Annotated in this window: 22 protein-coding genes and 2 tRNA genes; 14 read left to right on the top strand and 10 right to left on the bottom strand. The window is 42.3% G+C overall.

The genetic code is table 11. The features are described 5' to 3' along the window. Positions 1-263: 263 nt before the first annotated feature. The 7 genes from ilvA (at position 264) to LU276_RS03010 (ending at position 7,320) form a co-directional block, all read left to right on the top strand. The gene (ilvA, locus tag LU276_RS03040) at positions 264-1,805 is read left to right on the top strand and encodes a threonine ammonia-lyase, biosynthetic (RefSeq protein WP_284674197.1); all 1,542 of its coding nucleotides are present in this window, start codon (positions 264-266) and stop codon (positions 1,803-1,805) included. Positions 1,806-2,088: 283 nt separating this feature from the next. Continuing rightward, the gene (argS, locus tag LU276_RS03035; protein ID WP_284674196.1) at positions 2,089-3,816 is read left to right on the top strand and encodes an arginine--tRNA ligase; all 1,728 of its coding nucleotides are present in this window, start codon (positions 2,089-2,091) and stop codon (positions 3,814-3,816) included. Between the two features lie 58 nt (positions 3,817-3,874). Beyond that, positions 3,875-4,294 (top strand): ASCH domain-containing protein, encoded by a 420-nt coding sequence (locus LU276_RS03030; protein WP_284674195.1) that lies wholly within the window; start codon positions 3,875-3,877, stop codon positions 4,292-4,294. A gap of 32 nt (positions 4,295-4,326) precedes the next feature. Next, on the top strand, positions 4,327-4,752 hold the full coding sequence (locus LU276_RS03025) for an RNA-binding S4 domain-containing protein (RefSeq protein WP_284674194.1): 426 nt from the start codon (positions 4,327-4,329) through the stop codon (positions 4,750-4,752). Between the two features lie 300 nt (positions 4,753-5,052). Beyond that, the gene (locus LU276_RS03020) at positions 5,053-5,523 is read left to right on the top strand and encodes a low molecular weight protein-tyrosine-phosphatase (protein WP_284674193.1); all 471 of its coding nucleotides are present in this window, start codon (positions 5,053-5,055) and stop codon (positions 5,521-5,523) included. Further along, a complete protein-coding gene (gene murB, locus LU276_RS03015; RefSeq protein WP_284674192.1) occupies positions 5,504-6,592 on the top strand; it encodes a UDP-N-acetylmuramate dehydrogenase in 1,089 nt (362 codons plus the stop codon). The genes LU276_RS03020 and murB overlap by 20 nt, the downstream gene beginning before the upstream one ends. Beyond that, on the top strand, positions 6,589-7,320 hold the full coding sequence (locus tag LU276_RS03010) for a YdcF family protein (protein WP_284674191.1): 732 nt from the start codon (positions 6,589-6,591) through the stop codon (positions 7,318-7,320). Before murB ends, LU276_RS03010 begins: the two co-directional genes overlap by 4 nt. Positions 7,321-7,466: 146 nt before the next feature. On the opposite strand, the gene secB is transcribed toward LU276_RS03010, so the two are convergent. From secB to LU276_RS02975, 7 genes are all read right to left on the bottom strand, one after another. After that, positions 7,467-7,904 (bottom strand): protein-export chaperone SecB, encoded by a 438-nt coding sequence (gene secB / locus LU276_RS03005; protein ID WP_284674190.1) that lies wholly within the window; start codon positions 7,902-7,904, stop codon positions 7,467-7,469. A gap of 89 nt (positions 7,905-7,993) precedes the next feature. Then, positions 7,994-8,254 (bottom strand): glutaredoxin domain-containing protein, encoded by a 261-nt coding sequence (locus LU276_RS03000; RefSeq protein WP_284674189.1) that lies wholly within the window; start codon positions 8,252-8,254, stop codon positions 7,994-7,996. A 126-nt stretch (positions 8,255-8,380) separates the two neighbouring features. After that, a complete protein-coding gene (locus LU276_RS02995) occupies positions 8,381-8,800 on the bottom strand; it encodes a rhodanese-like domain-containing protein (RefSeq protein WP_284674188.1) in 420 nt (139 codons plus the stop codon). A 145-nt stretch (positions 8,801-8,945) separates the two neighbouring features. Beyond that, complete coding sequence (gene rsgA / locus LU276_RS02990) at positions 8,946-10,007, bottom strand: ribosome small subunit-dependent GTPase A (RefSeq protein ID WP_284674187.1); 1,062 nt, start codon at positions 10,005-10,007, stop codon at positions 8,946-8,948. 136 nt (positions 10,008-10,143) lie between these two features. Beyond that, positions 10,144-10,234: transfer RNA gene (locus tag LU276_RS02985), tRNA-Ser, on the bottom strand. Between the two features lie 37 nt (positions 10,235-10,271). After that, a tRNA-Ser gene (locus LU276_RS02980) sits at positions 10,272-10,362 on the bottom strand. A 79-nt stretch (positions 10,363-10,441) separates the two neighbouring features. Further along, a complete protein-coding gene (locus LU276_RS02975; RefSeq protein WP_418001283.1) occupies positions 10,442-11,647 on the bottom strand; it encodes an FAD-dependent monooxygenase in 1,206 nt (401 codons plus the stop codon). A gap of 351 nt (positions 11,648-11,998) precedes the next feature. Here LU276_RS02975 and LU276_RS02970 point away from each other — a divergent pair, with 351 nt between their 5' ends. The 5 genes from LU276_RS02970 (at position 11,999) to LU276_RS02950 (ending at position 17,210) form a co-directional block, all read left to right on the top strand. Beyond that, the gene (locus LU276_RS02970) at positions 11,999-13,159 is read left to right on the top strand and encodes an MFS transporter (protein ID WP_284674185.1); all 1,161 of its coding nucleotides are present in this window, start codon (positions 11,999-12,001) and stop codon (positions 13,157-13,159) included. A 191-nt stretch (positions 13,160-13,350) separates the two neighbouring features. Continuing rightward, the gene (locus LU276_RS02965) at positions 13,351-14,916 is read left to right on the top strand and encodes a minor capsid protein (RefSeq protein WP_284674184.1); all 1,566 of its coding nucleotides are present in this window, start codon (positions 13,351-13,353) and stop codon (positions 14,914-14,916) included. Positions 14,917-15,038: 122 nt separating this feature from the next. After that, complete coding sequence (locus LU276_RS02960; protein ID WP_284674183.1) at positions 15,039-15,236, top strand: hypothetical protein; 198 nt, start codon at positions 15,039-15,041, stop codon at positions 15,234-15,236. A gap of 248 nt (positions 15,237-15,484) precedes the next feature. After that, positions 15,485-16,651 (top strand): methionine adenosyltransferase, encoded by a 1,167-nt coding sequence (metK, locus tag LU276_RS02955; protein ID WP_284674182.1) that lies wholly within the window; start codon positions 15,485-15,487, stop codon positions 16,649-16,651. Between the two features lie 226 nt (positions 16,652-16,877). Then, a complete protein-coding gene (locus LU276_RS02950) occupies positions 16,878-17,210 on the top strand; it encodes a DUF3144 domain-containing protein (RefSeq protein WP_284674181.1) in 333 nt (110 codons plus the stop codon). Positions 17,211-17,350: 140 nt separating this feature from the next. Here LU276_RS02950 and orn read toward each other — a convergent pair whose 3' ends face one another. Beyond that, a complete protein-coding gene (orn, locus tag LU276_RS02945) occupies positions 17,351-17,941 on the bottom strand; it encodes an oligoribonuclease (protein WP_284674180.1) in 591 nt (196 codons plus the stop codon). Between the two features lie 333 nt (positions 17,942-18,274). On the opposite strand from orn, the gene LU276_RS02940 reads away from it, so the two are divergent. Beyond that, positions 18,275-18,913: a DUF2062 domain-containing protein gene (locus LU276_RS02940; RefSeq protein ID WP_284674179.1), complete on the top strand. Its 639-nt coding sequence runs from the start codon at positions 18,275-18,277 to the stop codon at positions 18,911-18,913. Positions 18,914-18,977: 64 nt separating this feature from the next. Here LU276_RS02940 and lolD read toward each other — a convergent pair whose 3' ends face one another. Further along, positions 18,978-19,652 carry a lipoprotein-releasing ABC transporter ATP-binding protein LolD gene (gene lolD / locus LU276_RS02935; protein WP_284674178.1) on the bottom strand — a complete coding sequence of 225 codons (675 nt, stop codon included), beginning with the start codon at positions 19,650-19,652 and terminating at the stop codon, positions 18,978-18,980. Positions 19,653-19,661: 9 nt separating this feature from the next. Beyond that, positions 19,662-20,909 (bottom strand): lipoprotein-releasing ABC transporter permease subunit, encoded by a 1,248-nt coding sequence (locus LU276_RS02930; RefSeq protein ID WP_284674177.1) that lies wholly within the window; start codon positions 20,907-20,909, stop codon positions 19,662-19,664. A gap of 226 nt (positions 20,910-21,135) precedes the next feature. Between LU276_RS02930 and LU276_RS02925 the strand changes: the two genes are divergently transcribed. Further along, a complete protein-coding gene (locus tag LU276_RS02925) occupies positions 21,136-22,095 on the top strand; it encodes a hypothetical protein (protein ID WP_284674176.1) in 960 nt (319 codons plus the stop codon). Positions 22,096-22,228: the final 133 nt, after the last annotated feature.

Here is a 22,228-nt window from a genome sequence, read left to right as displayed (position 1 = left end):
CCAAGTTCAAACGAATAAGGCAAACAACATTGAAGTAGGAATTAAACGCTAAATTTGCCTTTGGGTAGGTTTAGGTAGGTTTTAAGGAACGGTAGTGATTGATAAACACTCAGGCAAAATTTACAGATTGTCATTTGTCCTAAAAGCACACTTTTAACAGCCATGTTTAAACCCAATCAGTCAAAACAAGCAAGTTCATCACAAAAACCCAACAAGCCAAATCGCTAACCAAAATTTGTAAAATAAGATACTAAGGAAACCTTATGACCCTATCCGACTATGTCCGTGCCATCATCACAGCCACCGTCTATGATGTTGCCGTTCGTACACCGCTTGAAAAAGCAGAAAAGTTATCCACTCGCTTTGGTAATAACATTCGCCTAAAACGAGAGGATTTGCAACCTGTATTTAGCTTTAAACTGCGTGGGGCGTACAACCGAATCAGTCAGCTATCAGACGAACAAAAGGTAAAGGGGATTATTTGTGCCTCTGCTGGCAATCACGCTCAAGGGGTTGCTTATTCAGCAAATCGCTTAAAACTTAACAACCTAATTGTCATGCCAAAAACCACCCCTGATATCAAGGTGCAGGCGGTCAAGGCTTTTGGAGGCAATGTCTATCTGCATGGCGATAGCTTTGATGAAGCCAACCGATTTGCTATGGATAAGGCAAATACCGATGGCATGACCTACATCGCCCCTTATGATGATGAGCTTGTGATTGCAGGTCAAGGCACGGTAGCATTAGAGCTATCGCAAGACTGGAGAGAGATGGAGTATGTCTTCGTGCCTGTCGGTGGTGGTGGGCTTGTTGCAGGCGTAGCAGCATTTTTAGGCGAGGTTGCCCCTCATGTCAAAGTCATTGCAGTAGAATCTGAAGGCTCTGCTTGCCTAAAAGTCGCCTTAGCCGATGGCGAGCGAACTCGACTGCCACAGGTTAGCTTATTTGCCGATGGTGTGGCGGTCGCCCAAATCGGTCAGATTCCTTTTGATGTCGTCAATTTGACCAAATCAAATGGTCAAGGCAAGGTTGTTGATGATGTGATAACCTGTAATAATGACGAAATTTGTGCCTCCGTCAAAGACATCTTTGAGGAAAATCGCCATATCGTTGAACCGTCTGGGGCATTAGCACTGGCAGGTCTTAAAAAATATGCCAAAGAGCATAACCTAGCAGGCAAAAACTGCGTAGCAATCATATCAGGGGCGAACATGAATTTTGATCGCTTGCGTTATATTGCCGAACGCACCGAGATTGGTGAGAACAAAGAGGCAATTTTTGCGGTGCGATTACCAGAACAGACAGGGGCATTTTTGGATTTTTGCCGTGTTCTAGAGGGGCGAAACATCACCGAGTTTAACTATCGGCTAGATGCCACCAACCCAGCAGTCGCCCAAGTCTTTGTCGGTATTGGCTTAAAAGAAGGGCAAGCTGAACGAACCACTTTAATGCGGATTTTTGATAAAGACAATTATGAAGCTTATGACCTAACCGATGATGAAGTTGCCAAAACACATATCCGCTATCTGATTGGTGGGCATGGACGACTGACCGATGAACGCCTATTTCGCATCATGTTCCCTGAACGCCCTGGGGCATTATTAAATTTCCTTGAAAAGCTAGGGCAAGATTTTAACATTACGCTATTTCACTACCGCAATCACGGTGCTGCTGAAGGTCGAGTACTGGTTGGCTTACAGGCCAGTAAAAACTCATTGCGACACATTGTAGATGCTTTGACCGAGATTGGCTATGAATGTGAGGATTTAACGAACAATATTGGCTACGGAGTGTTTTTAAAGTAGCCAACAAAAAGACGAGCTTTATTAAAACTCGTCTTTTTTTGCAAGAGACTTTTAATCATGATACTCAATAATCATCACACCCAAAAATCAGCCAACCCCCTTCAAAACCGATACAACAACAGCTTTAAGACAAATAAAAATCATCTAACACCATCATGACCGTATCAATATTTATGTGATAAATTTTTTCCAAAAATTGATTGTTTTTTGGTATTATTATCTGTTTATTCCTATTTTTCATTATTATTGATTTTATTCACTTTGATAAACCATAAGAGTCATCATGAACATTCAATCTAAGCTACACGACCTATTTACCACCGCCATGACCAGTGCAGGGGCAGACATGGGTGCCGACCCCGTCATTAAGCCATCAAGCAAAAAAGAATTTGGCGACTACCAAGCCAACGGCATGATGGGAGTTGCCAAAAAACTAGGCAAAAACCCAAGAGAACTTGCCCAAAGCGTGCTAGACAATCTACCTGCCAATGAGCTTATCGCTAAAACCGAAATTGCAGATCCAGGCTTTGTCAATATTTTTCTTGCCAATGACTTTCTTGAAAAATCTGCTCAAGTCGCCCTAAACAGCCCTACGCTTGGCATTGATACCACAGGCGGTAAAAAAATTGTCGTGGATTATTCTGCTCCCAATGTCGCCAAAGAAATGCATGTTGGACATTTGCGTTCCACCATTATTGGCGATAGCATGGTGCGTACCTTAGAATTTTTAGGCAATACCGTCATTCGTGCCAACCACATTGGCGACTGGGGTACACAGTTTGGCATGCTGATTGCCTACCTTGAGCTTGTACAAACTGGCGACACTGACGAGATGGCATTGTCCGATATTGAAGAATTTTATCGCTCCGCCAAAGCTAAGTTTGATAGCGATGAAGACTTCGCCACTACCGCTCGCCAAAATGTCGTCAAGCTCCAAAGCGGTGATGAAAACAGCCTAAAACTCTGGCAGCAACTGGTAGATGTTACCATGAATCAGTGTCAAGCCACCTATGACAGACTCAATGTTACTTTAACCAAAAAAGACATTATGGGCGAGAGTCTATACAACCCAATACTACAAGGCGTGGTTGATAGCCTAATTGAAAAAGGCATTGCCACCAAAGATGATGGGGCGACAGTCGTCTATATGGACGAATACAAAAATAAAGAAGGCAATCCTTTGGGGGTGATTGTCCAAAAAAATGATGGCGGTTTCTTATATACCACCACCGACATCGCTGCCGCTCATTATCGTTACAAGACACTAGGAGCTGATGAAGTCATCATCTTTACTGATGCACGCCAAGCCCAACACATGAAGCAGGCGTGGGCAATCGCTAGACTTGGCGGATTTGTTCCTGATGATTTTAAGATGAATCATTTTACCTTTGGTATGATGCTAGGTAAAGATGGCAAACCCTTTAAGACTCGCACAGGTGGCACAGTAAAACTTGCCGACCTACTTGATGAAGCCATTGAGCGAGCCACAACATTGATGAGTGAACGCCAAACCAAACTGAGCGAAAGCGAAAAACAGGCTCTTATTAAGGCGGTTGCAATCGGTGCGGTCAAATACGCTGACCTATCCAAAAACCGCAACACTGACTATGTGTTTGATTGGGATAATATGCTATCATTTGAAGGCAATACCGCCCCTTATATGCAGTATGCCTACACTCGTGTACGGTCGATTTTTTCTAAAGCAGAACTCAATCCTGATGAGTTGACAGGCGATATTTTAGTTAATGACGAACACGAACGGACGCTTACCCTTAAGCTACTGCAATTTGAAGATGCGTTACGCACGCTTGCTAAAGACGGCACACCTAATGTTCTAGCACTTTATCTGTATGAACTGGCAGGGATTTTCTCATCATTTTATGAGCATTGTCCGATTTTATCTGCCGATGAACCCATCAAAACCAGCCGTCTTTTGCTTGCTAAACTCACCGCTGACACCCTAAAATTAGGATTGGATTTATTGGGCATTAAGACCGTTGAGAAAATGTAAACTCATCAATTACCATTAAGAAACCCTTAATGGTAATTTTTTAAAATAAGAGTAAATCATGTTTGACAAACTAAATAGCACTCAAGCAGACTGTCTAGATATCTCCTCCCTGCCCCACTGGTCATTTGGTAACAGTCCACAAATGGCAGATGAGTTATGCCAACTGGTAATAAGCGGTACAAAAACCGCCACTTGCACCGCCTTACAATGGCATTTAGACGATCCTGTTTGTCCTGTTGGCAGTCTACAGGTTATTACAGATGGAGATGGACTCCCACGCTGTGTTATTCAAAACACCGCCCAATTCATCATTCGCTTTTGTGATGTGGATGAAAAATTGGCACAAAAAGAGGGTGAAGGTGATTTGTCGTTAGCCTACTGGCAAGATACTCATCAGCAATTTTTTGAACAGTTTGAGGTGTTTGATGATAAAATGTGGCTACTGTTTGAAATATTTAAAGTCATCAAAATCCTATGACCATATCGCAAGTCAATCAAAGATAATAACCCATGACAAAAACACCAAACCCAAACACCGACCAAAACACCCCACACAAAGTCCGTGCCGATAAATGGCTGTGGGCGGCTCGGTTTTTTAAGACCCGCACTCTTGCCAAAGAAGCCATCGAATCTGGCAAAGTACACATGAATGGACAAAAAATTAAAGTAAGCCGTGAACTCCAAGTGGGCGATACCTTAGCCATCAGGCAAGGACATGCCACTCGGTTAGAAGAAAAAATTGTAGTCATTAAGGCATTATCAGAAAATCGTGGTAATGCCACCATGGCCGCCACGCTGTACGAAGAGACACAAGAAAGCATAGCAACAAGAGAGTTTTTTGCCGAGCAAAGAAAACTACAAAACCTTGCTCGCCCCGACACCAAGCCTGACAAGAAACAACGCAAAGATTTAGCACGCTTTAAGAGTGGTTGGTAAGCCATAAAATTAGCATGCGTGTATCCTACTAGCATACTTTTACCTAGCCATATAATTCCAAAAATTAGGTTAGCGTAAAAGATGGATGATTGACACAGCCAATCACTCAAGATTATCTTTTACTTTATAAACATAAAAATATTTAGGCAATTTAGCGGTTCATATCACTCAATACCGACAATAGCACCTGTATGATTGGGTTTTTTGTGTTAAAATGAACATTTAATGGTTTTGTGCCACTTTTATTATCCACTACTTAATTTAGATACTGCTTTGCAGGTTTTTTGAGCAAAAATATCTATGTATCCAACATCTATTTTATTTGTCTGTCTTGGTAATATCTGTCGCAGTCCTACTGCTGAAGCCGTCATGGCTAAGCACGCCAAAAAACAAGGGCTTGATATACGCTTTGATTCAGCAGGCGTTGCCAGTTATCATATCGGCAGCCCGCCTGATGAACGAGCCATCACTACGGGCAACCAACAAGGTTATGACCTATCCACTCTAAGAGCCAGACAGGTTCAGCAACATGATTTTTACGATTTTGATATAATTTTTGCGATGGATCATAACAATCTAAAAGACCTGCAAAAAATCATGCCATCCGATGCGACCGCACAAGTAACCATGTTTGATGATGTAGCAGTTGCCGACCCTTACTATGGCGACATGAGTGATTTTAAAAGTATGTTCAAGCATATTGAACAAGTCAGCCATCGTTGGTTAGACCGCTGGCAACAAGAGGTAAATCATGACCGAAACAACGCATGATAAAATCATCAAGCAGTACAATCTCACCAAAAATAACACCATGGCATTATCCTGTATCGCCAGTCATGCGATGATTTTAGATGATGCCAACACATTAAAAGATGACATTACCCATGCCATCAACTTCGCCAAACAACAAGACCTAGCCATTTTTGTGCTGTCTGGGGGTAGTAATGTGCTACTACCAAGCCGGTTGGACTGTCTAGTCTTACTACCTAGATACCAAGGCATTGAGGTGATTGCGTATGATGACGATGGCGTCAATATCAAGGTGGCAGGCGGGGAAAATTGGCATCACTTTATTCAGCACTGCTTACATCAAGGTTGGTATGGACTTGAAAACTTGGCACTCATACCAGGTCTTGTGGGGGCGTGCCCTGTGCAAAATATTGGAGCATATGGCGTACAGGTTTCTGATTTTATTATCAACGTTATCGCTTTTGATTTAACGACAGGTGAGCAACTTGAATTTGACAACACTGCTTGTCAGTTTGAGTATCGGCACAGTGTTTTTAAGGACAGCCCCAATCGCTACCTGATTAGTCATGTTGTGTTCAAACTGCATACAAGTAACGATAAAGTACTCACCAACTATGGCGACCTAGCTGTCATATCGCATAAGTTTGCCAAAGCTCAGTACAAAGACACCCCAAGCCCCAAAAATGTCTTTGATGCTGTTGTGCAGATTCGTTCTGATAAATTACCCGACCCCAACATATTAGCAAACTGCGGTTCTTTTTTTCAAAATCCCATCATCGCCATGAGTGATTTTAAGACATTGCAAGCACAGTATCCCACCCTGCCAAGCTACCCCATTGATGATGGCAACATAAAAATCCCTGCAGGTTGGCTCATTGACCAAGCAGGACTTAAAGGCAAGGGGATTTTTCCAATACTCACTCACGAAAAACAAGCACTAGTACTAACCAATCATACTCCGTACACTGCCAGTCAAGATGATATCAAGGCGACACAATCTTTGATCATTGACACCATTTTACAAAAATTTGGCATTCAACTTGTGCGTGAACCTGTATGGATAACCGCCGACGGTCAAAGCTCTCCATGACAGTACGGCAAAAAACACTAAAAATCATTTGGCGAACATTCATTATTGTGGCACTGGTGGTTATCTTTGCTATTATCTCACCATTTACGCCAATTTTTGCCAATCTAAGCGTGCTTTTTCTTAATGCTTTTAGTACCATTACGCTGTCTGACGACCACCAAGCATCATCGGCTTTGGTAGTGCTTGGTGGTGGTCTCACCAAAAAAAATAATCACATCATCTTAAACCATTATAGCCAAAGCCGTGCTGATGCTACCGCCACCACTTATCAGCAAACCCACTTACCCATCATTACAAGTGGTGTTGAGTCACCATGGCTACAAGATTATCTTAAGCTATCACTCTCTAGTGCCAAACCAAGACCCATCATCATCAGTGACAATGCCAGCATGAACACCTGTGAAAATGCCGTCTTTACTGCCAAACTACTCTCTTATCACGAACTTCCTGCTCATGTACATCTCATCACCGACCGCTACCACATGGCTCGGGCTCGCCGCCAGTTTGCCCGCATGAATATTTCAACCACCCCTGCTGTTGCACCGCTTGCTGTGCCACTTAGCTGGACAAATATTGATAACAATCTAATACATTCTCGCCGTGCCATCTATGAAATCGCCGCCTTAACCCGTGATATTTTTCGCCCACAGCCAAACTGCCGAAGTTTTAATCAAATCACCCTAGAAGAAATCAGCACCCCTAGACGCAAGGCAAAAATCTTCTCTTAGTACTCTCTACATGGGCATTTTAATTATTTGATTAATTACTCAGATACAAAGTCTTTTACCCAAGATAGGCCCATCTTCAAACACTAAATAAAAAAATAAGCAATCATAAGACTGCTTATTTTTAAAACCCGTTCTAGATACCTAGCTTAGGCATTATCCTTTGCTTCTGCTTGGGCTTGTAGGTAGGCTTGGTCAAAGTTAACTGGGGCAAGGAGCAACTGTGGGAAACTGCCACGAGACACCAAATCGCTAATCGCTTCACGAGCATATGGGAATAGGATATTTGGGCAGTATGCTTGTTGCAAGTGTTCCAAATCCCCTTCTGGAATATTTTTTAATAAGAAAATGCCTGCTTGTTGCACTTCGGCGATATACGCTGTTGAACCGCCATTTTTTACAGTAACATTAACAGTAAGTACGACTTCTTTATGGTCTTCATCTAAGTCTATCGATGCAGTAGCAAGACTGATATCAAGCTCTGGTTGCCACTCTTTGGTAAATACTTCAGCTGTTGGCACTTCAAAAGATAGGTCTTTAATATAGATACGCTCAAGACCAAGTTGTGGTTGGGTTTGTTCTGTCATGATATTTTCCTTTTACAGAATTACAAAATATAGATGATAAGTGGGTTACTAAAAGACTAAAAAGTCATCAACTCGCCATCGAGATATTATTACTCTGCCAACATGGCATCAAGCTCGCCACTTTGGTTTAGCTTGTTTAGTTGATCAAAGCCACCGATGAATGTCTCACCAATAAAAATCTGTGGCACAGTGCGATAACGATTGGTCTTTACAGCCAGTGCTTCTTTCTCATCAGCGGTCATGTCATAGACACTAATAGCGTTATATAACACCCCTTTGTTTGCCAATAATTGTACAGCGGCACGACAATAAGGGCATTCTTCTTTAATGTATAGGGTTACTTGGGTCATAATACCAACCTTGTATTGATAAAAAATTCAATCTATTTAGGCAATCCCGCCTCAATAGATAAAAGTTATATTGGGATGGTCGTTGATTTTTCAAGCAACTATTGATTGAATCACCCATTAACTCTCTTATTTTTTGGTTTTATTCGCCATTGATAAAGGCAACCCTGCCGCCTGATAACCCTGAATACCGCCTGCTAGACGCATGAAGTTTGGTTTCCCTACTAAGCTGACCGCAGCCCCTGATTGCATACCCAAATCACAGACGATGACCACAGGCTCATTGATGGCTTTTAGTTCATCAAGGTGATTTTTTAGCTCAGTAAAAGGAATGTTGCGACTGCCTGCGATGTGCGATACCGCAAACTTATTGGCAGGGCGAATATCAATGATGTGTGCGTTTTGGTTATTAACCAGTAGCCCAAGCTCATTAGGAGAGACCTTCTTGCCATTACGCTTGCCTTCCACCATAAAAAATGCCACAATCAGTACCGCCAAAATACCGAATAATACTGGGTGATTACCCATAAAAGTCAGCCAACGCTCCACAGTTACTCCAAATTTAATGAATCAAAAGTCTTATTATACCGATAACCACATTAAATTGCACTTACTTTTAAGTGCTTTATGTCTATATGGCTTTTAGCACAGCCAGTGCCATGCTTAGTTCAGCACCCCACTTTTTATTATCAAGTTATTTGAATTGATTTCTGGCAGATGACGCATTCATTTTTGCTTCTTTTACCAATTCATTAAAACTCTCAACACGGCGTTCAAGTATCTCGCCTGCCAATACCGCCTGCCAAAACGCACAACCTTTGGCATTTTGAGCATGATTACAATCTCGAAATTGGCACTGACCTCGCCGTTCATAAAGCTCATCAAACCCCACCATGATGTCATTGTCCGATAAATGCCAAATACCGTATTCACGAATGCCGGGTGTGTCAATGATACCGCCCTTTGATAGCTCGCTATCATCAAAAGCCAGTAAACGACTGGTGGTAGTGGTGTGCTGTCCTAACCGAGAACCCACAGAGATGATGTTGGTGGACTGATTGGCGTTGGGCAATAACTGATTGATGAGACTGGATTTTCCCACACCTGACTGACCTGCAAAAATGGTTAATTTACCTTGTAGGTAAGCATTTAACTCACTTAATCCACCCAAAGTAACACTTGAAGTCTTAATAATCTCAAAACCGTATTTACTGCCAAGTAGTTGATATTCTTCATAAATCTTCTCAACATCAGCAAAATCCGCCAACAAATCCGCCTTATTGAGCACCAATAAAGGTTGCACACCACTTAATCTGGCAATCAATAAATAACGGTCTATCAGATTGGTTGCAGGCTTGGGTAGCGGCGAAAAAACGATTGCCAAGGTATCTACATTAGCAGCAATGGGCTTAACCTTGTTATAGCGGTCAGGTCTAGCAATCAGCGTGCGTCTATTAGACAGCACCTCAATCCGCCCTAAGTTTGCCGTTGTATCAATGCTAAATTTTACACCATCGCCTGATGCCATCATTGGTAAGTTGGTGCGAGCATGACATCGCCAGATATCACCAACAGCAAGGCTTACACCCTCTTCAATAATCTGGGGTAATTCGGTAATCTGTACATCAAGCTGCCTTCCAAAATGTGAAACAATCACTCCGCCAACAAGCGTGCCATCATCGATGATTTTATCTTGGTTTTTTTGGATTTGGCGGGTTTGGTTTTTGGTTAGTTTACGGCGACGGATTAAAGACATGGGCAATGATCAATAAGGACGGATGAGAGTTTTTATTCTATCGTAAATTTGGCTTTTGGACAAATATTTTACAGTTTTTAGGTTCTGACGATGGAATAATAAAAAAACCACCCTTTTGTTTTGGGTGGTTTAATAATGGCGGAAGCTGAGAGATTCGAACTCTCGGTGGGCTACAAACCCACGCCGGTTTTCAAGACCGGTGCATTCAACCGCTCTGCCAAGCTTCCTAAAGCGGTAAATCCATCAAAGATGGAATAAGAATAATGGCGGAAGCTGAGAGATTCGAACTCTCGGTGGGCTACAAACCCACGCCGGTTTTCAAGACCGGTGCATTCAACCGCTCTGCCAAGCTTCCGTAGGCGTGTATTATAACGATTTTTTGTTAGATTGCAAGTATTTTTTTGGTTTTTAGAAAAATTTTTCTAATCAGATGGTTAGGATTTTAGCCCCATGGCATAACTTGCCACTAATGGTTTGACACCTGGAATCTTGTCAAAAGCAATCAGCCCAATATTACGAGCGAATTTCATCACAGGATTGCTATTACTAAAGCCATGCACCACCGTATCACAAAAATGAATCACTCGTTTTTGGTCGGTTTGCCGTGCTTTTTCATACGCTCTTAGATTGGCATAATTACCCAAATCATAATTTGGATTGAGCTTTTTTTGATGAGCAAGCATACCAGCTAAGGCGTAAGCATCTCTTAAACACAGGTTAAATCCCTGACCTGCCACAGGATGCAAAGTGTGAGCAGCATTGCCCATAACCACACAACGACCCACCACTTGGCGATGAGCCAGCACCTTCATAAGCGGATAAGCACCACGACGACCCACCGCCACAAACCGCCCAGCATCCTCACCAAACACCTGTTGTAATGTTGTCTTAAAATACTCATCATCTTGCAGATAACGAATCTCCTCACCTGTCTTGCAAATGAACACCACCGAGCGGCGATACCCCTGAGTTGTGCCATCACTGCCATCACCACGACCGTCCGTCAAAGGCAATAACGCCAAAGGCCCAACAGGTGAGAACTTCTCAATGCCAATATGCTGATGTGGCTTATCCGTCTGCACCACACCCACAATGCCCACCTGCCGATAATCGTGCGTATCCACATCAATATTCAGCAGGCGACGAGACACCGAATCCCTGCCATCACAAGCTACTACAAGTGGTGCATCAAAACACAAATTCTTCCCATCTTTGCTAAATTCAACTGCCGCCACCTGTTCATCTTGACGAATATCCACCACACTTGCCCCATCAATCAATGTGATGAATGCATTGTCCTGCACCGCCAGTAGTAGCTGCCGCCCCATCCAAGCATTTTCCATGACTTGACCAAAGCTCTCCACACCTTCTGCTTGCTTATCTAATCTGGCTTGCCCAAAACTACCCAACTCACTAATCTCCACGCCATCAATACGACAAGCATGGCTTTGCATCTGTTGCCACAGTCCAATCTCAGTATAAATTTGCACCGTACGCCGTGAAAGTGCCGTATTGCGACTGTCTAGATATTGAGTACGACCCACATCGTCATCAGGGCTGATGACTGGATAAGTCGCCTGCTCAATCAGCGTACTATAAATGCCATGATGTGCCAACAACAATGCAAAAGACAGCCCCATCTGACCGCCACCAATGATGATGACATGGTTGTCGGCTGGTAACTGTGCTACAGTGTTTGGTTCGCTCGTGGTCTGGGTATGGTGGATGGCTATATTCATCATGGTCCTACAATAGCAACGCTTTTGGGTGGTATCAAAGTAAACAAGCTAACATTGGTCAAACTCATCACATGGGTAAAGCACAAATTAAAAATAAACCAACAGTTAACTTAGCTAAAATTGTACCACAAATCCCCCTAGTATACGGTGTTTTTTATCCATCATCATGTTGAAAATTTCTGCCTTTGACATCGGACAAATAAGGAATAATCATGCTACAATAAACTCCCTGCTTCTTATTTCACCACCGCCATGACCACCAATAATACACCTACCCTAACTGCAAAATTTACCATCGCCATGATTGGTTTTTTTGCCTTTTTACAAGTGTATTCGGTGCAAGCGATTTTGCCGACCTTGATGGCAGATTTTCATGCTTCAGAAGTTGCCATTGGTGTGGCGGTAGGTGCAACCGTACTTGCCATCGCCCTTATCTCGCCTTTTATGGGAATGCTATCAGATGCCTTCGGTCGCAAGGTGTTTATTGTCGGTTCATTACTGCTACTTGCCATACCCACAGGCATGATTGGTGCAAGTGGGTCGGTCAATGAACTGTCAATTTGGCGGTTCTTACAAGGATTGACGATACCTGGGATTACAGTTGTATTGATTGCCTATATAGGGGAAGAGTACAACAACCATGTCACTCAGATGATGAGTTTGTATGTAACAGGTACGGTGCTTGGGGGATTTAGTGGGCGTTTTATTGCAGGGCATTTACACGAGCTGATCGGCTGGCGATACGGTTATGGTGTGATGGCAATCTGCACACTCATTGGGGCGATATGGGTGCTTAAAACACTACCAAAATCACATCATTTTGTTAAAAGTGGTAATTTTACCAACTCCCTGTCATTGCTATTTTCCCACACCAAAAACCGCCACTTGATGAGTGCTTGTCTCTTGGGTGGTTGCGTACTATTCTCCCTTGTGGGGTGTTTTACTTTTATTGGTCTGCACTTATCGGACGCACCTTATCAGCTCAGCACCTCACATCTTGCCAATCTCTTCGCTCTATATCTTATTGGCATGATTATCACACCCATGTCAAGCAGACTGATTGCACGCTTTGGCATGATTTGGGTCATCATAGGGGCGGTGCTCTGCTCCATTATTGGCATGATTATCACACTAAGCACGCCATTGCTTGCAATCATCATAGGACTTACCATCATGTCGTCAGGGGTATTCATCACCCAGTCTGCCACCATCAGCTATATCGGTAGCCAAGTTACCAAAGGGCGTTCACTCGCCTCTGGACTATACTATATGGGCTACTATGGTGGCGGTGGCATTGGTGCGTGGGCGTGTGGCATTGCCTACGCACATGGGCAATGGTGGCTTACAGTTATGCTCATCATTGCCGTGCAAATACTTGCTTTATCAGTGGCTTTAGCACTCATGAAAAAATAAAATCAAAAACCAGTCTTATGACCAATCATTCAGTTAATCATCCATCATAACCACAGCAAAACCCTAAATTCAATCAACCAACCATTTCCAAAACAATCTTCAACCATGAAGTCAAAAGCCTAAACGCTCGTGAAATCAAGCAAGTCTTAACCAATGCTGATAAAGAACTACAAGGCTTGTTTAAAGCGTACATGGATGGTTTAAAAAGCAACTGGCGTGGATTGTTTGGTCATCGCTATCAAGTACATCATCAAACTTACACAGCCTTTAAAAAGCGTTTAAACACACCAAAATCATTAACAGCTTATGCTGATAAAGCATTTAATAAGCCTTTAAATTTAACTGCCAATGTGGGGATAACTTTAGAAGAATTAACCAAATCATTTGGCGAAAATGAAAGCGAGCGGATTATCCGTGCCATACGCCTAGCCCATAGCGAAAGCCTAGATAATGCCAAATTAATTCAGATGATAAGGGGCAGTCGTGCCAATCGCTATCAAGACGGTATTTTGAATATCAGCACAAGACACGCCAAAACCCTTGCCCATACAGGCACGGCGATAATGGCAAGTGAGGCAAAGCAAGCCTTTATCAACGATAACAAAGACATCATCAAAGGCATTAAGGTCATCGCAACCTTAGACAGACGCACCAGCCCCATTTGTCGCCATTTGGACGGTGTGGTAATGACCTTAGATAAAGCCACTTATCCGCCTTATCACTTTAATTGTAGAAGTAGCTTTGAAATCATCTATGACGGCTATATCGCTCCAAAACAGCGTGCAAGCGAGCATGGCGTGGTAGAAAATCAGACCTATTATGAATGGCTAAAAAACCAACCAGCCCATTATCAAGACGAGGTATTAGGCAAGACACGGGGTAAGCTGTTTCGTGATGGTGGTATGAGTATAGAAAAGTTTAAATCCTTGCAACTGGATAAAAACTTTACGCCTTTGACTTTGGAGCAGATGAGAGAGCTTGAGCCTGTGATGTTTGAAAAGGCGTTTGGTGCTGTGTTAAAATTAGACAATACAAAAGATAGAGTATTGTCTATGACACGCACCGATTGGGGGGATTTACCCAATACCATTATTGATAGAAAACTTGGCGATGCGACCAGTCATTTGCTTTATGAACAAGCCAAAGCTGGCGATGTGGTTAGTGCTTATAGGCTAGCACAAGATTTGGTCAGTGATGAGGCAGTTCAAAAATTAAAAGACCTAATTGGCAACAAAGTAGTTGTTTTTGCCCCTGTTCACGCCGAAGAAAGTACAGGACGAAATATGATACCTGTGGCTGTAGCAACGGTTTTGGCAAAGAAGATTGGTGGACAAGTGGATTTAAATGTTGTGCAAGCGGTCAAAGTCTCTCGCACAGGGGGCGATGGTTGGCACAGATTGGCGAATCCACCATTTTTTGACGGTAGCATACCAAAGGGTAATTATGTTATAATGGTCGATGATACTCAAACACAAGGTGGCACACTTGCTTCATTTAAGGGACATATTGAACAAAGCGGTGCAACCGTGATTGGTGTATATGCCTTAACTGGAAAACAATATTCAGCACAACTACGGCTTGGTAGTGATACTTTAACCACTTTGAGAGAAAAATATGGCACACTTGAACCATTCTGGCAACAAACATTCGGCTACGACTTCTCAAAACTCACCGAGTGGGAAGCTAAATTCATCATCAATTCAGGTAAAAGCATTGACGAAGTCCGAGATAGAATCCTTGCGTCAAAGCAAAATTAACGCCTACAAGCAAATGATGGCGATGTAGTTCGCACTTTAACCTTTAATCTCAAAAACCCTTGCAATTTGCAAGGGTTTTTTATTGTCCGCAATTTGTAATTGCATAACATAGGTAGTAACCCATGACAGACGAAAACAATCAAGAAACCCAAATCACAGCCGAGCAGTTTCAAGCGGCACAAGCAGAAATAGAACGCCTACGCAAACACAACGAAACACTGCTGGCTGAAAAGAAGACCAAGATTAATCTGGCAAACCAAACCCTTAGGCTTAATAATTTTACAACTTTCAAAAAACCCAATCAATTTAGACTCAACTAAAACCACCAAGACCCTTCCTTTAAGCCCACTCAAATATAAAAAAATATTCATTGGTAATTTTATTAAAAATATCTTATAATTTTCCACCAAATGCCTTGTGATTTTATTTGTATTGTGTACATTGATATTTGCACAATAAACACAAACGCAGTCCACCTTGTGCGTTCGGTCATCAGACCATTTTGTCAAGCCTAGAAAAGCCACCAAAATTCGCATAATTTTTTATCTATTTTTATAAGTGATTATCTATGAACTACCAAGTATTTACCTCAGAATCCGTCTCTGAAGGTCATCCAGATAAGATGGCAGACCAAATCTCAGACGCTCTACTTGATGCCATTTTAACCCAAGATAAAGACGCTCGTGTCGCTTGCGAAACCCTTACTAAGACAGGGGCAATTGTTTTAGCAGGCGAGATCAGCACGCATGCTGATATTGATGTTGAAGGTATTGTGCGTGCTACCGTCAATAAAATCGGCTATAATCATTCTGATTTGGGCTTTGATGGCAATAGCTGTGCGGTTATTAACATGATTGGCAAACAGTCGCCAGAAATCGCCCAAGGCGTGGATAGAAGTCGTCCAGAAGACCAAGGGGCAGGCGATCAAGGCTTAATGTTTGGCTACGCCACAAATGAGACTGATGTACTGATGCCTGCACCCATTCAACTAAGCCATCGCTTGATGGAGCGTCAAGCCCAACTTCGTAAAGATGGTACACTAAGTTGGCTTCGCCCAGATGCCAAAGCACAAGTTACCTTGCGTTATGACGCCCATCACAAACCTATTGCTGTAGATGCTCTGGTTTTGTCCACTCAGCACAATCCAGACATCAGCCACACTGCCCTAAAAGAGGCTGTGATGGAAGAAATCATTAAACCTATTATTCCAAGCGAACTACTGCATAAAGACACACTGTACCACATCAACCCAACAGGCAAATTTGTCATCGGTGGTCCTGTGGGTGATGCCGGCCTGACAGGTCGCAAGATTATCGTGGACACTTATGGTGGCATGGCACGCCATGGCGGTGGTGCATTCTCTGGTAAAGATCCAAGCAAGGTAGATAGAAGTGCTGCTTATGCAGGTCGCTATGTCGCCAAAAATATCGTGGCTGCAGGTCTGGCTGACCGCTGCGAGGTGCAGGTATCTTATGCCATTGGTGTGGCAGAACCAACTTCTATCTCGGTCAATACCTTTAATACTGGCAAAATCAGCGACCAAGAAATAGAACGCTTGATTCGTGTACATTTTGACCTACGCCCTTATGGCATCACACGCATGCTAGACTTATTGCAACCAATGTACGAAATTACCGCCAGTTATGGGCATTTTGGGCGTACAGGCTCAGATAATGCCTTTACTTGGGAAAAAACCGATCGTGCTGAAGCTCTACGAGCAGATGCAGGTCTATAGTTAGATACAGATAATATTGCCAAAGTTATCATGTTTTAGCTCAGTATTAGCTAATCTTGTAATTTTGGCAATCATCGTAATATATCACAAGCGTAATGCATTACTTTTGCACTCCATCATCTTTTGGTTGTTACCTTCTTGATATGACATGATTTTAATCTTATCAGTCTTGATACCAAACAAACCAACAAGCGTTTTAAATCAATAAGCCCAACAGGAAAATCTCATGAGCGAACAAACCAATAAGCCCAACCTAAGTCCTGAAGAGTTTCAAGCTCAAGTCAATGCTTTTTATGAGCGTGCCGATGCGTTTATCAACCTTGCCAACAGTCAGCTATCTCCACAATCACACGCAGGTCAAGTTGGCTCATCTTTACTATATGCGTCAGCTCGTTATAGTGCATCTGTCGCTTCCATTGGCTTTACTAAAGCAAGTGATTTTGAAAAAGAAAAAGATGACATCATCAAATTTTACACCGCCCAATACCAACAAATGCTGTCTGACAACCTAGACGACTACATCAAGAACTTTGAAAAATACACCAATATTAAAAAATAATTCTTAAAATCTTTGTTAAAACACACTAAATGTTAAAAGCATTTAAGAACCTGTTTGCAAAAAACCGCCCATCATCAAAAAAGGCGGTTTTTTATTCGGTGGCTAAAGCGGAAATGGATTGCACCACACAATTTCACTCATCAATCCAGCAATTTAAAAAAATACGCCTTGTAATGACGAAGCTCACGAATAGAATCACGAATATCATCTAATGCCAAATGAGCCCCACCCTTTTGATATCCGCTTGCCACATCAGGACGCCAACGATAGCATAGCTCTTTGATGCTTGATACATCTAGATTGCGATAATGAAAATACCGTTCAAGTCGTGGCATTTGGCGTGCCAAAAAGCGTCTGTCTTGGCAAATTGAGTTGCCGCACATTGGAGATACACCCTCATCGCACCACTTGGCGAGAAACTCCAGTGTCGCATTTTCCGCATCCATTAGCGTCATTGTGCTACGACGCACTCTGTCAATCAAACCTGATTGACCGTGTTGCTTTTTATTCCAGTCATCCATGCCGTTTAGCACAATATCTGACACCTTAATAGCAATCACAGGACCTTCTGCCAAAATATTAAGTTGATCATCAGTAACAATGGTGGCAATCTCAATAATCTCATCATTTTGAGTATCCAACCCCGTCATCTCAAGGTCAATCCAGATCAAGGCTTTTTTAGTGGGTTTTTTACTAGGTTTTGGATGGTTAATCTGAATTTTATCACTCATCGTTGTATCACTTCTATATTTTGATGGTTGTTGATCAATATTGGCATTTTATCACACCTTGATCATGCTTGCAGAACTCTTTTATGATATCAAGTAGTTATTTTTAAAGTATTTTTTCAAACCATAAAGACTGCAATTTATTTGTCTTTATGTGTCATGGTATGCTAGAATTGGATAATTTACTTCTTTGTTTTTTATATTGATATAAAGCTCATATACAAAAAACAATGATTAACAAGGATACCGACCATCTCTGCGTTTAGTTTTTTTGTTATAATATTCTTTAGATAACATCCGTCATTGATGGCTGTTCTTAACTTTTAGATTGTCGTTATGCCCAAGAAAAAATTACAAAAATGGCTACCCACGCCAGAAAAGTTGAGTGAAAGTAGAATCATGGGGTGGTTTGCTCCATTCATCGCCGACCCTCGCCCATGGCACATGAACCGTGGTGCATTGACACGAGCGGTATACATTGGTGTACTGTGTGCATTTTTTCCCTTGCCAGGTCAGATGCCCCTTGCTATCATCGGAGCACTGTTACTGCGAGCCAACATACCAATGGCAATTGCCCTAACTTGGATTACCAATCCTTTAACCACCATTCCTGTATTTTGGGCATCTTATTATGTAGGGGCGTTCTTATTGGGTGAACCGATGATTGGTATTCGCACTATTGGGATTGTCATCTCAGACTTTAGTCTTTGGGTAACAGGAAATGGTGTCAACCCTTTTGCTAATCACCTATTTTCACTCAAAGCATTCACATTGGGTTTGGTTGTATGTGGCATCATCACCAGTGCCGTTCTAGGGCTGTTATTTCGAGTATTATGGCAGTACTACATCGTTAATAGTTGGCAAAAACGCTTAGGCTACAACACCAAAGCCCCCAGATTTCGCACCCAAAAAGGTCATAAACTCAGAGATGCCAAATCTCAAACAGATAACAACCCTGAAGATTTTTCTATTTAAGCACCACCGAATAAAACAAAAACGCCTCTTTAAAGGCGTTTTTGTTAAGCGTTCAGCTACTTCATCAAACCCACTGACCACCACGCATCTCAAGCTGTCTATCCGCCCTAGCTGCCAGATTTCTATCATGTGTTACCATAAGTAATGCCGTACCAAAATCATGTTGCAACTCTGACAACAACTCAAAAACAGCATTGGCATTGTAATCATCTAGATTGCCGGTCGGTTCATCTGCCAAAATGAGTGCAGGATTGGTAATCAATGCTCTAGCTATGGCTACTCGCTGACGCTCACCACCCGAAAGCTCGCTTGGTCTATGGTGCATGCGATGTGAAAGTCCCACACGCTCAAGCAGACGATTAGCCCTCTTGTGTACCTCACCGATGGGAACATTAGCACGCATCAGCATGGGCATGGCGACATTTTCGGTAGCAGTAAATTCTGCCAACAGATGATGAAATTGATAAATAAATCCCAAATGCTGATTACGCAAATCACCACGCTCTGTTTCGTTGAGCTGATTTAGACATTTGCCTTGCAACCATACCTCTCCTGCCGTTGGAGTATCTAGACCACCCAACAGGTGTAGCAGCGTGCTTTTTCCTGAACCACTGCTACCAACAATAGAGACTCGTTCACCTTTGCAAATGGTTAAATCCAACCCAGTCAATACAGTGGTTTGAATCCGTCCTTCATCATAAGTTTTTGTGATATTTTTTGCCTGCAAAATAATGCTCATGCCATCTCCTTATTCATAACGCAATGTTTGTGCCGGCTGAATGCGAGATGCACGCAGTGCAGGATAAATGGTCATAACAAAACTTAATAGAAACGATGCCAAAACGATGACTACAATATCAAGTACCTGAACCTCTGATGGTAAAAAATCCACAGGATACGCACCTGCCGGCATTAAAGTTACACCAAATAAACCGCTTAAAAAGTTAACAATGTCATTAACACTCAAGGCAAGCACCACACCCAAAATCGTACCCACAACCGTACCAATCACGCCAATAATCATGCCTTGCACCAAAAATACCTGCATGATTAGCTTAGATGATGCCCCAAAAGTCTTTAAGATGGCAATGTCTGATTTTTTATCAGTAACCAACATCACAAGGCTTGAAACGATATTAAACGCCGCAACAATCACCACCAAAAACAGCAGTAATCCGATGATAGACTTTTCCATTTTAACTGCATTAAATAGATTGCCATGAGTGCTTGTCCAATCATCAGGATACAGATTATCATCGAGTTTGGCCGCTTCATTAGCAGCAACAGGTGCCTTAAAGACATCGTGCATCAGCAAGCGTATCCCCTGTGCCCCTTCAGGCAGCCTTAGCATCACACCAGCATCACGCATCGCCACAAAGCCTAGCACACCATCTACATCTTTACCAATATTAAAAGTCCCAACAAGCGTAAACTGCTTAAATCTAGGTATCAACCCTATCAGCGATGATGACGCTTCAGGAAGCACAAGCGTTACTTTATCACCCACATCAAGACCCAATCCATCTGCTGTACTCTTGCCCAATACGATACCAAACTCACCTGCTTTTAGATCATCAAAACTACCTTTGGTCATATGATTATCTACGATAGAAACTTGCTTTTCATATTCTGGCTCAATGCCTGATATCATCACAGGAGCGACCTGCCCATTGGCTGCTACCATGCCCTGCAGGTGGATAAAGGGGGCGGTTGCCTTGATATTTTGCCCTCGATCTTGCTTGATGATTTTGTCGGATAAATCTTGCCAATCCGGAATGATTCCATAGGAAATCACCGACGCCTGCGGAATCATACCCAAGATACGAGTTTTCATCTCACGGTCAAAGCCATTCATCACCGACAATACCGTAATAAGTACTGCCACGCCCAATGCTAAGCCGATCATAGAGATGAGCGAAATAAAAGAGATAAACCCTTTTTTGTGCTCAGCTTTTGTATATCTTAGCCCAATAAATAACGCTAATGGACGAAACATAATCAACTTTCTCTTAATGAATAATCGCCATAGTTTACACCATTTAGCACAAATTAACATCACAAATTCACAGCGAGTCGCTAACAATGATGATTTTGATACATATTTTGATGGTTTTATATAAAATGACACATCAGATGAGTTTTAGATAAGTTTTTGTCTTGATTTTTTAGATAAACTCCCTATCTAAATGGTAAATTTTAAAAATATCTTTTGAGAATATTGTATGAACCAAATGCGTTATACTTACAAACATGAAATGCCACCCGCTAAAGTGGATTTGCCTTGCGATCAAAACGCAGGGCATGGCGACCACTGGGCAATCTTGACCGATGACATCAATCAAGATGTTCCCAACTGGCTACAGTCAATGCTTGAGACAGCCCACCTATCTAGTGGATTGGCCCAAAGTCATGCATCAGATAACAAGATACTGATTGCCAATGATACACCTTGCCACATCAAACAAATCTTAAGTCTAGAAGATGGTATACCAAAAGCATTTGTGAACGCTTTTCCTGCGGTCAATAGTCCGTACGGAATAGAATGCCACATAGAACGCATCATCCGCTGTGAAAAGACCTCAGACGCCATTTTACGCCTAAAGACCAAAGATGGTGCAACAATCTACGCTTTTGACCAACTGTATGCCGTCAACCGTACAGAATACAAAACCCCAAAAACCTACTATGTCAATTTTAGTGCATGGGCATACCATATTGAACCAAGCAATCAAGACGAAACCATCTTGGTAGAAGACCCTGTTGCCATTCGCTATCATCGTGCATTTAATGACATTGTCAGTCAAAATGGCGGTCACGTTCCTGATGATATTGATGATAAAATTCGTGCATGGCAGCCCAATCTTGATGATGGTGAGACGCTCGCCCCTGTTGAGATTAACTTTGGACACAGCTGTATTTATCTTTTTGGCGACACTTTTGGTCAAGAAGATGAGGCTTGGTGTCAAGGTCAGGTACTTGGCATTAGCCAAACTCAGTTTTTTAATAAAGACATCACCTTATTTGATGTGGTAATTTTGCGTGAGCCTGATGCCAGTCCTCTGGTGGTGCGTATCGCTGCAGTTACCACCGATGACACACAAAAAATTAAGGTGCATGACTATATCCAAGCTAATATTTGGCTGCAGGCCGCCATCTACAGCCAAAACCAAAAAATCTCTTAAAAAATAATTCAGTCAGCCACAAAAAACAATCAGAATAAACACTCTGATTGTTTTTTGTTTATTGTCAATCACTTTGGTTAATCAGGGGCGGTACTTGCTTTTTAATCAGAAACCAAAAAAGAGCCGATTAACG

The organism is Moraxella haemolytica (assembly GCF_030177935.1).
Classification (GTDB): Bacteria; Pseudomonadota; Gammaproteobacteria; order Pseudomonadales; family Moraxellaceae; genus Moraxella; species Moraxella haemolytica.
The sequence above is the reverse complement of the archived record's forward strand: the minus strand, read 5'-3'. Positions and strand labels throughout refer to the sequence as shown.

Excerpts from the sequence above, each read along its gene's own strand:
- murB (WP_284674192.1), top strand. The coding sequence starts at position 5,504 with ATGACCGAAACAACGCATGATAAAATCATCAAGCAGTACAATCTCACC.
- LU276_RS03000 (WP_284674189.1), bottom strand. The coding sequence starts at position 8,254 with ATGACCCAAGTAACCCTATACATTAAAGAAGAATGCCCTTATTGTCGT.
- LU276_RS03020 (WP_284674193.1), top strand. The coding sequence starts at position 5,053 with ATGTATCCAACATCTATTTTATTTGTCTGTCTTGGTAATATCTGTCGC.
- LU276_RS02930 (WP_284674177.1), bottom strand. The coding sequence starts at position 20,909 with ATGTTTCGTCCATTAGCGTTATTTATTGGGCTAAGATATACAAAAGCT.
- orn (WP_284674180.1), bottom strand. The coding sequence starts at position 17,941 with ATGAGTGATAAAATTCAGATTAACCATCCAAAACCTAGTAAAAAACCC.
- LU276_RS02940 (WP_284674179.1), top strand. The coding sequence starts at position 18,275 with ATGCCCAAGAAAAAATTACAAAAATGGCTACCCACGCCAGAAAAGTTG.
- LU276_RS03025 (WP_284674194.1), top strand. The coding sequence starts at position 4,327 with ATGACAAAAACACCAAACCCAAACACCGACCAAAACACCCCACACAAA.
- lolD (WP_284674178.1), bottom strand. The coding sequence starts at position 19,652 with ATGAGCATTATTTTGCAGGCAAAAAATATCACAAAAACTTATGATGAA.
- argS (WP_284674196.1), top strand. The coding sequence starts at position 2,089 with ATGAACATTCAATCTAAGCTACACGACCTATTTACCACCGCCATGACC.
- LU276_RS02925 (WP_284674176.1), top strand. The coding sequence starts at position 21,136 with ATGAACCAAATGCGTTATACTTACAAACATGAAATGCCACCCGCTAAA.
- rsgA (WP_284674187.1), bottom strand. The coding sequence starts at position 10,007 with ATGTCTTTAATCCGTCGCCGTAAACTAACCAAAAACCAAACCCGCCAA.
- LU276_RS02975 (WP_418001283.1), bottom strand. The coding sequence starts at position 11,647 with ATGGGGCTGTCTTTTGCATTGTTGTTGGCACATCATGGCATTTATAGT.
- LU276_RS02970 (WP_284674185.1), top strand. The coding sequence starts at position 11,999 with ATGACCACCAATAATACACCTACCCTAACTGCAAAATTTACCATCGCC.
- LU276_RS02965 (WP_284674184.1), top strand. The coding sequence starts at position 13,351 with ATGGATGGTTTAAAAAGCAACTGGCGTGGATTGTTTGGTCATCGCTAT.
- metK (WP_284674182.1), top strand. The coding sequence starts at position 15,485 with ATGAACTACCAAGTATTTACCTCAGAATCCGTCTCTGAAGGTCATCCA.
- LU276_RS02950 (WP_284674181.1), top strand. The coding sequence starts at position 16,878 with ATGAGCGAACAAACCAATAAGCCCAACCTAAGTCCTGAAGAGTTTCAA.
- secB (WP_284674190.1), bottom strand. The coding sequence starts at position 7,904 with ATGACAGAACAAACCCAACCACAACTTGGTCTTGAGCGTATCTATATT.
- LU276_RS02960 (WP_284674183.1), top strand. The coding sequence starts at position 15,039 with ATGACAGACGAAAACAATCAAGAAACCCAAATCACAGCCGAGCAGTTT.
- LU276_RS03030 (WP_284674195.1), top strand. The coding sequence starts at position 3,875 with ATGTTTGACAAACTAAATAGCACTCAAGCAGACTGTCTAGATATCTCC.
- LU276_RS03010 (WP_284674191.1), top strand. The coding sequence starts at position 6,589 with ATGACAGTACGGCAAAAAACACTAAAAATCATTTGGCGAACATTCATT.
- ilvA (WP_284674197.1), top strand. The coding sequence starts at position 264 with ATGACCCTATCCGACTATGTCCGTGCCATCATCACAGCCACCGTCTAT.